This is a genomic window from Vibrio sp. 10N.239.312.D08 (genome assembly GCF_041466145.1).
In the GTDB taxonomy this organism is placed as follows: domain Bacteria; phylum Pseudomonadota; class Gammaproteobacteria; order Enterobacterales; family Vibrionaceae; genus Vibrio; species Vibrio crassostreae_C.
This window is the reverse complement of the sequence record NZ_JBFSSD010000081.1, coordinates 1-12,261: the sequence shown is the minus strand read 5'-3', so window position 1 is coordinate 12,261 and position 12,261 is coordinate 1. Positions and strand designations below refer to the sequence as shown.

At 46.1% G+C, this 12,261-nt stretch carries 7 protein-coding genes; 5 read left to right on the top strand and 2 right to left on the bottom strand.

Annotated elements, in window-relative coordinates:
- On the bottom strand, positions 1 to 3,709 hold a 3,709-nt coding region (locus AB6D58_RS23765; protein WP_372158733.1), incomplete at its 3' end, for a VCBS domain-containing protein.
- Positions 3,710 to 3,943: 234 nt separating this feature from the next.
- Here AB6D58_RS23765 and AB6D58_RS23760 point away from each other — a divergent pair.
- The 5 genes from AB6D58_RS23760 to AB6D58_RS23740 all read left to right on the top strand — a co-directional run bounded on the left by AB6D58_RS23760 (position 3,944) and on the right by AB6D58_RS23740 (position 11,518).
- The gene (locus tag AB6D58_RS23760; RefSeq protein ID WP_372158732.1) at positions 3,944 to 4,408 is read left to right on the top strand and encodes a hypothetical protein; all 465 of its coding nucleotides are present in this window, start codon (positions 3,944 to 3,946) and stop codon (positions 4,406 to 4,408) included.
- 99 nt (positions 4,409 to 4,507) lie between these two features.
- Positions 4,508 to 5,950 carry a TolC family protein gene (locus AB6D58_RS23755; protein WP_372158734.1) on the top strand — a complete coding sequence of 481 codons (1,443 nt, stop codon included), beginning with the start codon at positions 4,508 to 4,510 and terminating at the stop codon, positions 5,948 to 5,950.
- An 11-nt stretch (positions 5,951 to 5,961) separates the two neighbouring features.
- The gene (locus tag AB6D58_RS23750) at positions 5,962 to 7,701 is read left to right on the top strand and encodes an efflux RND transporter periplasmic adaptor subunit (RefSeq protein ID WP_108151256.1); all 1,740 of its coding nucleotides are present in this window, start codon (positions 5,962 to 5,964) and stop codon (positions 7,699 to 7,701) included.
- Entirely contained in the window at positions 7,698 to 10,841 is a 3,144-nt protein-coding gene (locus tag AB6D58_RS23745; protein WP_372158730.1) for an efflux RND transporter permease subunit, read from the top strand. The genes AB6D58_RS23750 and AB6D58_RS23745 overlap by 4 nt, the downstream gene beginning before the upstream one ends.
- A 104-nt stretch (positions 10,842 to 10,945) precedes the next feature.
- On the top strand, positions 10,946 to 11,518 hold the full coding sequence (locus AB6D58_RS23740) for a cupredoxin family protein (protein ID WP_372158729.1): 573 nt from the start codon (positions 10,946 to 10,948) through the stop codon (positions 11,516 to 11,518).
- Between the two features lie 126 nt (positions 11,519 to 11,644).
- Here the strand turns inward: AB6D58_RS23740 and AB6D58_RS23735 are convergent, their stop codons facing one another.
- On the bottom strand, positions 11,645 to 11,902 hold the full coding sequence (locus AB6D58_RS23735; protein WP_017067599.1) for a hypothetical protein: 258 nt from the start codon (positions 11,900 to 11,902) through the stop codon (positions 11,645 to 11,647).
- Between the last annotated feature and the right edge of the window lie 359 nt (positions 11,903 to 12,261).

Sequence of the window (12,261 nt, the reverse complement as noted above, 5' to 3'; positions counted from 1 at the left end):
TCTCTTCGACCTTATCGCCGACATTCAATTGATTAAACGCACTGTTGGCGGTGAAGACCCAATGACCATTAGCATCAATAGTCAGGTCACCGTTGGTGCCTGAAATAGAATCCGGTGTGAATGCATTATCTGGATTATCCACGTCAGTACTGGTCAACGTTCCTGATGTCGTTACCGCTTTGTCAGTTTCATCCACACTGACCGTTGCGGTACTGACCGTCGCTTTATCATTGGTGCCATTAATTGTCACTTTGATCGTTGACGCTGTGCCATCAATAGACGAGACAGTGAAGGTCTCTTCGATCTTGTCGCCGACATTCAATTGATTAAACGCGCTGTTAGCGGTGAATACCCAGTGACCATTGGCATCAATGTTGAGGTCGCCATTTGTGCCTGCAATGGAGTCTGGAGTGAACGCATTATCCGGATTATCGACATCGGTGCTGGTTAATGTTCCTGAAGTCGTTACTGCTTTGTCGGTTTCATCGATAGCAACGGTCGCACTGCTGACAGTAGCGGCATCGTTAGTGCCGTTAATCGTCACTTTGATGGTGGACGGTGTGCCATCGATGGACGACACCGTGAAGGTTTCTTCGACTTTATCGCCGACGTTTAATTGATTAAACGCGCTGTTGGCGGTGAAGACCCAATAACCATTAGTATCAATAGTCAGGTCACCGTTGGTGCCTGAAATAGAATCCGGCGTGAACGCATTATCTGGATTATCGACATCGTTGCTGGTTAATGTTCCTGAAGTCGTTACTGCTTTGTCGGTTTCATCGATAGCAACGGTCGCACTGCTGACAGTAGCTGCGTCATTAGTGCCGTTAATCGCGACTTTAATGGTCGAAGGTGTGCCATCAACAGACGATACAGTGAAGGTTTCTTCGACTTTATCGCCGATGTTTAATTGATTAAATGCGCTGTTAGCGGTGAAGAACCAATGACCATTGGCATCAATAGTCAGGTCACCGTTGGTGCCTGAAATAGAATCCGGCGTAAACGTGTTGTCTGGGTTATCCACGTCAGTACTGGTGAGGGTTCCAGAAGTTGTTATAGCGCTGTCCGTTTCATCCACACTGACTGTTGCGGTACTGACTGTCGCTGCATCGTTAGTACCGTTAATCGTGACTTTAATGGTCGAAGGGGTGCCATCAACGGAAGTGACGGTAAAGGTTTCTTCGACTTTATCGCCGACGTTCAGTTGATTAAACGCGCTGTTGGCGGTGAAGACCCAATGACCATTAGTATCAATAGTCAGGTCGCCATTGGTGCCTGAAATAGAATCCGGAGTAAACGCATTATCTGGGTTATCGACGTCGATACTGGTTAACGTACCTGATGTCGTGACTGCTTTATCAGTTTCATCGATAGCGACGGTCGCACTGCTAACAGTGGCTTTGTCATTAGTGCCGTTAATCGTGACTTTGATGGTCGATGGTGTGCCATCAACAGACGACACCGTGAAGGTTTCTTCGACTTTATCGCCGACGTTTAATTGATTAAATGCGCTGTTGGCGGTGAACACCCAGTACCCGTTGGCATCAATAGTCAGGTCGCCATTGGTGCCAGTAATCGAATCCGGTGTGAATGCATTGTCTGGATTATCCACGTCGGTACTGGTTAGCGTGCCTGATGTGGTTATCGCTTTGTCGGTTTCATCGATGGCAACGGTCGCACTGCTGACAGTAGCGGCGTCATTAGTGCCTTTTACTGTGATAGTCACTTGATGCGGTGTACCGTCAGCAGAATGAACGGTGATGGTGTCGGTAGCGGTTGCTCCTTTGCGCAATGCTTGAACGTTAGGATTTGTATTATCAAGATCGTACGTCCAAGAGCCAGTATCAGTCAGATGAAGCGTACCAAACGAGCCTGCAATATCGGTACTTCCTGTGGATGAAGTAGCGAAGTGCGCTTCACCGGTATCCACATCCGTTACCGCAAGTGTGCCCGAGGCCTGAAGTTGGGACTCTTCGGTTACCACGCCGGCACTGGTTCCGCTTATCACGGCTTTATCATTGGTGCCGTTAACGGTAATTGCAATTTGATGAGGAGTGCCGTCGGCGGAGTGGATGGTTATGATATCTGTTGTCGCAGAGCCTTGACCAAGAGCCTGTACTTTTGGGTTTTTATTATCTAGGTCGTAGCTCCAATCGCCATTGTCTTTAAGGTGTAAAGTACCCAGTGTCCCCTTGAGGTCGGAATTAGAAAAATGCGCCTCTTTTGAGTCGATATCGGTGATGTTGAGTTGGCCCGAAACCGTTAGGTCTTTATCTTCAGTAACTTGGCTTGAGCCATTACTTTTCCCGATAGCGAAAAACGAACTTGGTGAATTTGCTGTACTACTCGTGATTACCGCATGGTCGTTGGTGCCATTAATCGTAACCATAACTTGATGCGCTGTACCATCAGCTGAGTGAACAGTGACGATGTCTGTCGCAGTTGAACCTTGGCCAAGTCTTTGAATTACTGGGTTATTGTTGTCTAAATTGTATGTCCACGCACCGTCTTTGGTGATGCTTAGCGTACCGAAATTGCTAGTTACTTGTGATGCCTGAAAATGATCTTCTCCAAGATCAGAGTCCGTTACCGAAAGCTGCCCTTGAACTTGTGTCGTTAAATCTTCAGTTAACGTGCCTGCATCCACACCTGTGATAAAGGCATTGTCGTCGTTCCCGCCAATCGTCATATCGATCGTTTGCGGTGTGCCATCTTTGGTGTGAATTGTGAAACTTTCACGCAGTGAAGTGGCTGCGGTTAAAGCTTGAACATTAGAGAGCGAGTTATCAACTTGATACTGCCAATGTCCATCAGCATCGATAGTTAATGAACCATATTTACCTGAGATAACTTCCGGTGTAACCGAACTTTCATTTTGGTCAGGGTCTATGACATCGATTTTGCCGTTCGCATGTAACAAGCCTTGTGAATCAATATTGTGATCTTCTGTTACCACACCTGTTAAGTCTCCAGAAATATTTGGCGTGTCTTGCTTACCTGTTACCGGTATCTGAACAATGATGCTCGAGCCATTAGATAGATGTAACGCAAAATGATCAGTACCTGGTTGGTGCTGGTTTAACAGGATGTATTGAGGAGAATTTGGATTCAATACGAATGTGTATTGACCATTTGCATCAACATGAAGCTCTCCGTACGTACCTTTTATGACTTCTGGCATAAAGGTGACGGGTAAAGCGGGCGTCGTAGGCGCATTCGAATGAGTCGGCTGACCGTTACTCCCTGAGGAGATAGTCGGCATCGATACCGAAGGAATGTAATGGACTTGCGGGTGAGAAAGCGTCGACAAATGATGAGAAGGAACCAAGTGAGAGCTCGAACCATGGGCGGCATGACTTGCACTTAAGGTGGAGTTTACGTCGCTGTCACCCGTCTGAGCTTCTTGGAGAGCAACCGCTGATGAGTCCGCCTTGCTATGGTCATCGGTGACATCTTTTTCGGTCACGTTATTTGCGGTTACTTGATCTGCAGCGTCGCTGGAATTGTCTATACTTTCCGCAGCAGCGTGTTTAGCCAATGATGGCAAAATCATCATGAGTGATTGAAAAAGTGGGATATTAACTTTTAGGTGTGAATGCAGTCTGAGCTTCTTTTTTTGTGTTGGTTTCTTTTGTTCTAGCTCGTTACTTTTCTTATTTTTGATTTCTGTATTTTTCTTGTTTGCTTCGACGTTTTTTTTGTTAGCCATTTTTCTCATCCGTGAATCGTGGTTGCACTATTTTAAGTAAAATACACAGATAGAGGTTTCGCTAGCTAATTGGATAATTTTTAAAGAAAAAAACTGTAAAGTCGAAGAATTATCTCGTTTTGATGAAAGAGAGGATGAATACTTTTTCAACGGTCAGGTAAATATCGGCACAATGACATTGACCTTACCCTAAGGGGAACGTTTATAGTTGCGTTGTAAATTCAAAGGTAAACTATGACAAACACATTCCGAAAAACTTGGATTATTGTTTTCAGCATCATTGCGATGTTGATGTCTAGCTATGCCTCAAGCTCCTCAGCCTTGATGACTGAAGTAATGATGATGGAAATGGGGTCGAGCAAGTCGGCTTGTTACCACAGCGATACTTCGGTTAATGATTCAATGGCGGGGGGTCATGTGATGAGTGAAGAAGTACACGCTGAAGACTCTAACATGAGTGCCCATGCTTTGATGGCTCAATGCGATATGTCTTCAATGAGCGAAGACGGTAGCTCGATGATGGGTAACCATTGTTCGAGTGTCGATTGCTGTGCCTCAATGTGTTCTGCAAGTCCCTATCCAATTCAGGCTGTTCAAGCCGTTGATCAACTTTCCTTTTCATTAGCTCGTTTTCAATCGATCACGATTGGCCAGAAAGTCGCACGCGCTCAATCTTTGCTACGCCCACCTTCCGCATAAATCTATATCTAAAAATACAGCTCTATCAGTTAGATAAACCTGATAAGCCATTCTTTTTTATGCGCTAATTAGCGCTAGATATGGACATTCATTGTGAATATGAAACCAACAACCTCTGTGTTTGTCATGAACACGAGCTTAGTGGTTGCTGCTGTCTTGCCTATGGCCTTGTTTTCAAGTGCTACGCTCGCGGCTACCACGGCGTCAGCTTCAAATGCTCAACACATTTCAGCACATGACCAAGCAAGCTCGACGCAGCAACTCAATACACTGATTGAGATTGCTTTAAGCGAAGATGGAAATCGCAAACAGTACTTTGCTCAGTCTCAAGCGATGCGAGAAACGGGCATTGCCAGCTCAACCTTAATGGATCCTAAATTAAAAGTCGGATTTGGCGGTTTGCCTGTCGATAGTTTTCAATTCGACGAAGACCCGATGACTAATATATCGGTAGGGTTGATGCAGCAGTTTGAGCGTGGCGATACGCTTAACCTCCAACAGAAAAAGGCAGGCCAACAGGCAGATGCTTTAGCTTTGCAGGTGCAAGCAAGAGAATTGACGGTTGCGAATAGCATGACGCAGCTTTGGCTTGAGTTAGGTTATCAGCAAAAGGCTGAGTCGGTGATTCGTCAAAATCGTCGTTTGTTGGTTGAGCTTGAAAACTATGTACAAACCAATTACTCGATTGGTAAAAGTGAAGCGCAAGATCTGCTTAATGCTCAGCTTCAAGTGAGCAAGCTTGATGAGAAACTACAGGCAAACCAGCAGGTTCAGCGCCGTTTAATCTCTCAGCTTTCTGAATGGTTGGGTTCTGATTGGCTAGGCTCTCAGGTTCTTGATTCTCAGGGAACACTGAGTGCAACTAACCAAATCGATTGGTCGTTGTTGGAAAGCAAATTAGCGACCAATATCGATTCAACTAAGCACTACCAGCTACTGACTGACCATCCTTTGGTTAAGATCTCCGATGTCAGTATTTCCTCCAATCAAACTCAGGTTGAGTTAGCCGAGCAAGCTTATACCCCGCAGTTTGGGGTGGAAGTGATGTATGCACACCGTCAAGCCAATAACATGGCGGGTGAACCAGCTTCTGATCTGGTGAGTGCTTATCTGACAGTCGACATCCCGCTGTTTACAGGGAGCCGACAAGATAAAAACTTATCGGCTGCTCAGTATCAAGTTGGTGCGGCTAAATCTCAAAAAGACACCTTACTTTCCCAAATGAACGCGCAAGTGAACGCATTGCTGGTGGACAGATCAAATCTGATCCAGCGATTAGATCGCTATCAAACGTCCTTGCTTCCTCAAACCGCAGCACGAATCAGCGCGGTTGAGAGGGGCTATCAAAACAATACCGCTCAGTTTAACGATGTCATTTTAGCTACGACCGATGAGCTGGCGCTTAAGTTAGAGCAACAACGTTTGATCACCGATCTCAACATCGTTAACAGCAAACTGGCGGCGTTAGTCAGTGGCTTTGAATACCAAGTAAACCAACCACAACTCAACTCAAGCGCAACTAAACACACAGCCAATCAATAAGGAAATAGGCAATGAATACAGTAAAAGTAGCGACTATCGCTTTATTGGTCGGTGGTGCATTGGGTTTTGGTGTGAACCATTTTCTAATTAATCCAGCACACGACATGTCAGCAATGGCAACGAGTACAGACGCCGAAGTAAGTAAACAAACCAAGGATGAACCTCTGTATTGGGTGGCTCCGATGGACCCAAATTATCAGCGAGACAAGCCGGGTCAGTCACCTATGGGGATGGATTTAATCCCTGTTTACGCGGATGACTCAAGTGGTGTTAAAGATGAGCCCGGTACCGTGTTCATTGATTCATCGGTAGAAAATAATCTGGGCGTCAAAACAGCGAAAGTTAAGTTCGAAGCGCTATCTCCTCGGATTGAAACCGTGGGTTATGTGGCGTTCGATGAAAGTACATTGTGGCAAACTAACGTAAGAGCAGCTGGTTGGGTTGAGAAGCTCTACATCAACGCTGTGGGTGAGAAGGTAAACAAAGGTGATGTGCTTTTCACACTCTATTCTCCAGAGCTTGTTAAAGCACAAGAAGAGTTGATCAGTGCTTATAAAACGGGTCGTAAAGGTTTGATCAAGGGCTCGACTGAACGCTTAATTACCTTGGGTGTTGATAAGACTCAAATCCGCTCTATTACGCGCAAAGGCAAAGCCTCACAAACCATTGAAGTCAAAGCGCCAGCCGATGGTGTCATCGCAAGTCTGAATATCCGAGAAGGTGGTTACCTTTCACCTGCACAAGCGGTGATCAGTGCAGGCCCATTAGGCGAAGTATGGGTTGATGCTGAGGTGTTTGAGCGTCAAGCGCACTGGATCTCGTCAGGCAGCAATGCAGTGATGACGCTAGATGCCATTCCTGGCAAAGAGTGGTTGGGTAATGTTGATTACGTTTACCCAATCCTTGACCCAAAAACTCGAACCTTGCGCGTTCGTTTGAAGTTCTCCAATCCGAATGGCGAGCTTAAGCCAAATATGTTCGCCAATATTGCGCTGAAACCCATCAGTGATGAAGCCGTTCTTACTATCCCAAGATCTTCGGTGATTCACTCCGGTGGTATGACTCGAGTGGTGATGTCAGAAGGTTCTGGCAAGTATCGCTCTGCTCGTATTGAGGTTGGTCGTGAAGCTGGCGAAAAAATAGAGGTGCTTCAAGGGCTAGAGCAAGGTGAGAGTATTGTCACTTCTGCGCACTTCATGTTGGATTCTGAATCGAGCCAATCTGCTGATCTGTCACGCATCAATGGTGTTGAGGAAGAAGATGAAACCGTGTGGGCAAATGGCGAAATTTCCGATGTTATGCAAGGCAGTCGCATGGTGACGATTAACCATCAGCCTGTTCCTGAATGGGATTGGCCGGGTATGGTGATGAATTTCACCTTTGCGGAAGGCTTAGACATGAGTGACGTGAAACGTGGTAAGGCGATTGATTTTGAGATGAGAAAGACAGAGTCAGGGCAGTACGAGGTTGTTGATTACAAGGTCAACAAACACAAGATCGCCGGCGAAGTTTGGGTAACGGGTGACATCACCATGTTGATGGCAGATTTTGGCATGATCACTGTAAAACATCAGCCAGTCCCTGAGTGGAATTGGAAAGCGGGTGAAATGAATTTCCAAGCCAGTGATGACCTTGATTTATCTGAGTTTGCCGAGGGTCAAACCATTCGGTTTCTAGTGGCGAAGCAAGGTTCTGATTATGTGCTCAAATCTCTCGAACCGACGAATAGCACGGGTGAGGGCGAACTATGATCAATGCAATTATTCGCTGGTCTATTAGCAACCGTTTCTTAGTGCTGGTTGCCACTGTCGCCATCGTATTTGGCGGTTTATACAGCGTTAAAAATACACCTGTCGATGCCATTCCTGATTTGTCAGATGTTCAGGTAATCATCAAAACCAGTTATCCGGGTCAAGCCCCACAGGTGGTCGAGGATCAGGTGACCTATCCATTGACCACCGCCATGTTAGCTGTACCGGGTGCTGAAACAGTTCGTGGCTACTCGTTCTTTGGTGATTCCTATGTCTATATCATCTTCAATGACGATACCGATATGTACTGGGCGCGTTCACGAGTGTTGGAGTACTTAAGCCAAGTTGCACCTAACTTGCCATCGAGTGCCAAGCCAACACTAGGGCCAGATGCAACCGGTGTGGGCTGGGTTTACAGCTACGTGTTGCAAGATAAAACTGGTCAGCACGACTTAGCGGAACTTCGTAGTTTGCAAGATTGGTTCTTGAAGTATGAATTGCAAACCGTAGAAGGCGTGTCTGAAGTGGCGACCGTTGGCGGCATGGTGAAGCAGTACCAAGTACAGATTGATCCTGCCAAGTTACGTGCATATGACCTAACACTTCAACAGGTCAATAAGGCAATCCAAGATGGTAATCAAGAAACAGGTGCGTCTGTTGTCGAGATTGCTGAAGCCGAGCACATGGTTCGTACCACAGGTTACCTGACAAGCATCGAAGACATTCAATCTCTGCCATTAAAGGTGACAGACAAAGGTACTCCGCTGCTATTAGGTGACATTGCTGACATTAACCTTGGCCCACAAATGCGTCGTGGTATCTCGGAACTCAATGGTGAGGGGGAAGCGGTTGGCGGTGTTATTGTGATGCGCTTTGGTGAAAATGCCAGTGAAGTGATCGACTCGGTGAAATCCAAACTCGCTGAACTGCAAGCTGGCTTACCTGATGGTGTCGAGATTGTCGCGACTTATGACCGTTCGACTTTGATTGATTCTGCGGTTGAAAACCTCTGGAAGAAACTGGCTGAAGAGTTCATCGTGGTCGCCGTCGTGTGTGCGCTGTTCTTGTTCCATATCCGATCATCACTGGTTATCGCGCTAAGTCTGCCTGTTGGTATCTTAGGCGCATTCATTGTGATGCATTGGCAGGGTATTAACGCCAACATCATGTCTCTTGGCGGGATCGCGATTGCGATTGGCGCCATGGTGGATGGTGCCATCGTGATGATCGAGAACGTTCATAAACACATTGAACGGACTCCGCTCACTGACAAAAACCGTTGGCAGGTGATTGGTAAGGCAGCAGAAGAAGTTGGCGCTCCGCTATTCTTCTCTCTGATTATCATTACCTTGAGTTTTGTGCCTGTGTTCGCGCTAGAAGGGCAAGAAGGCAAGATGTTCTCGCCACTTGCCTTTACCAAGACGTATGCGATGGCGGCAGCCGCTGGTTTGGCTATCACGCTTGTGCCTGTGCTAATGGGTTACTTCATTCGCGGTAACGTGCTGCCGGAACACAAAAACCCAGTCAACCGTAGTTTGGTCGCGATGTACAAACCGCTTCTGAACCTCAGCCTAAAATATCCAAAGGTGATGATTGTTATCGCACTTGGCTTAATGGCGTCTGCTTATTACCCAACCAGTAAGCTTGGCAGCGAGTTCATCCCTCCTTTGGACGAAGGGGATTTGATGTACATGCCAACCACGTATCCGGGTATCTCAATAGGTAAGGCTCGTGAGTTGTTGCAACAAACCAACAAGCTCATCAAAACCATTCCAGAAGTCGAAACCACGTGGGGCAAAATTGGTCGAGCAGAAACAGCAACCGATCCAGCACCGTTAACCATGATTGAAACCGTGATTCAGCTTAAACCGCGAGATGAGTGGCGTGACGGTGTCACTACTGAGTCTCTTCGTAAAGAGTTTGATGATCTGATTCAGTTCCCAGGCTTAACCAATGCGTGGGTTATGCCAATCAAAACCCGTATCGACATGTTGGCGACCGGTATCAAAACTCCAATCGGTATCAAAATCGCTGGCCCAGAGCTGCGCGTGATTGAAGATATTGGTTCGCAACTTGAACCCATCCTCAACAGCGTCAGTGGTACGGCTTCTGTCTACGCCGAGCGTGTTGCGGGCGGTCGTTACGTCACGATAGACATTAAACGCCGCTCTGCTGCGCGATATGGCTTGAGCATTAAAGAAGTGCAACAGGTTATCTCGACTGCGGTTGGTGGCATGAACGTGGGTGAAACCGTTGAGGGACTAGAGCGTTACCCGATCAATGTCCGTTATCCACAAAGCTATCGTGATTCTGTCGTTAAGTTACAGAACCTACCGTTAGTGACACCAAACGGTGCTCGTATCGCGCTTTCTGATGTCGCGGATATTCGATATGAAGATGGCCCTCCGATGATCAAAACAGAGAATGCGCGTCCTAATGGTTGGGTGTTCGTGGATATCGAAGGGCGTGACCTTGGTTCTTATGTGGCAGAGGCACAAAAAGTCGTTACAGATCAAATTGTTTTGCCTGCGGGTTACTCACTGGCTTGGTCTGGTCAATACGAGTACATGGAACGCGCCAAAGATCGCTTAAGTGTGGTCGTGCCTATCACCATTGCCATCATTATGTTGCTGCTGTATTTGAGCTTCCGCCGTGTCGGTGAAGTGATGATGATCATGCTGACATTGCCACTCGCGATGGTGGGTGGTTTATGGCTGATGCATGTCCTCAATTATAACTTCTCCATTGCGGTGGGTGTGGGCTTTATCGCGCTTGCCGGGGTAGCTGTCGAGATAGGTGTGATTATGTTGGTGTACCTCAACCAGGCGTGGCATTACAAAAAACTCGATGCCGAACAGAACCAACAAAAACTTCAACTTACTGATTTAACCGATGCCATTCGTGAGGGGGCAGGGCTTCGAGTTCGCCCAGTGATGATGACGGTGCTTACGGTGATCATTGGCCTCATTCCAATTATGTACGGCGAAGGTACGGGCTCAGAAGTGATGCAGCGAATTGCTGCGCCAATGATAGGCGGAATGGCGTCTGCACTATTGCTTACCCTACTGGTGTTGCCTGCAATCTTTAAGCTCTGGAAACAGCGTGAGATTACGCATAGCCAAAACGAGACAAACAAATAACGTATTGACTATTAGCCCTTACTTACCAAAAACAGAGAGGTAAGGGCGCATTACATGAACATGTGAAACCAACAAAACAAACAGAATATATTTAAGGAACGACCATGAAAAAGACACTAATTACTATCGCTTTAACAATCACCGCTTCAACAGCATTTGCTGCAATGGATCATTCAGCTGGTGGCCATTCAAATATGGATCACTCGATGATGAAGAGCGGAGAAATGGACCACTCGAAGATGAGTCACAGCATGATGAAAGGTGGAAAGATGGATCATTCAATGATGATGAACATGGACGGTATGTCTGAAGTAGGCATGCCTGCGACGGGTGCAAAACCGGATAAAGTGGTTCATGTTCTGTTAAGTGACGATATGAAAATCACATTTAAGAACAAGGTTGATATTGAGCCAAACGACGTGGTGCAGTTTGTTGTGATGAATACGGGCAAGATTGATCACGAATTCTCGATTGGTTCTGCTTCAGAGCAGCTAGAGCACCGTGAAATGATGAAAAACACGGGTAATCACGCCCATGACTCGGGTAGCACAGTTACAGTTAAGCCGGGTAAAGCGAAGCAATTGCTGTGGCATTTCCATGGTGATAATAACGTAGAGTTAGCGTGCAATATCCCTGGTCACGCTGAAGCGGGTATGGTGAAGTCGTTAACGCTTTAGACGTTAATCAATAGCGCTTTGTTGAATTAGAAATTCAATGAGGGCTAGAAAATTAAAGATAAGTCTTAACTTATACCTAAAGCGCTTTGCTGTGAGGGATTCGCTGAGGCTTATCTTTATTTATAGTCACTGTAGCAAGATAGAAGTTTCAAGCAGATGGTGTGCTTCGCCGCTCAGATGCGGTAGCTCTGCCATGATCTTTTTAAACTTGTCATCGATTGACTCTGCTTCATTCAGCGATCGAAAAGCCAGTACAGCCTGTTCAGGCTCGCTGTTCACATAACCTTTCAATGTATCTAGCTGAATTTTATTGGCATTTTCAACTTTTGCTAGCGCGACATTAATTGCTTTGATGCTAATTGTTAACTCATTGCTTTTAAACATTTTTTACTATTTATGGGTTGTTGCTAATGCGCGCACATTAACACAATGATTTTTGCAGATATTGACCAAGATTATTAAATTGGAACAATTTTGAAAATCATTAAAAGCTGAACTGCAATGTGTGATTTGGATAGGTGTCAGAAATACGAAGCGAATTAAGGAGTTAATAGCTTTGGTTGGTCAATCTAAGCTTAAACAAAATAAGTTTAATCAGTATAGATTTAATGACTATGGATTTAACTAACGGAGAAAGTTTTTGAATAGGGTGTCGCTGGAAGAAAGTGCGTAATGAAGCTTAAGGAGAAGTTGGAGCGTGCAGCGGGAATCGAACCCGCATCATCAGCTTGGAAGGCTGAGGT

Bases quoted from the DNA above. Each gene is read 5' to 3' on its own strand.
- AB6D58_RS23760 (WP_372158732.1), top strand. From the start codon at position 3,944: ATGACAAACACATTCCGAAAAACTTGGATTATTGTTTTCAGCATCATT.
- AB6D58_RS23755 (WP_372158734.1), top strand. From the start codon at position 4,508: ATGAAACCAACAACCTCTGTGTTTGTCATGAACACGAGCTTAGTGGTT.
- AB6D58_RS23750 (WP_108151256.1), top strand. From the start codon at position 5,962: ATGAATACAGTAAAAGTAGCGACTATCGCTTTATTGGTCGGTGGTGCA.
- AB6D58_RS23745 (WP_372158730.1), top strand. From the start codon at position 7,698: ATGATCAATGCAATTATTCGCTGGTCTATTAGCAACCGTTTCTTAGTG.
- AB6D58_RS23740 (WP_372158729.1), top strand. From the start codon at position 10,946: ATGAAAAAGACACTAATTACTATCGCTTTAACAATCACCGCTTCAACA.
- AB6D58_RS23735 (WP_017067599.1), bottom strand. From the start codon at position 11,902: ATGTTTAAAAGCAATGAGTTAACAATTAGCATCAAAGCAATTAATGTC.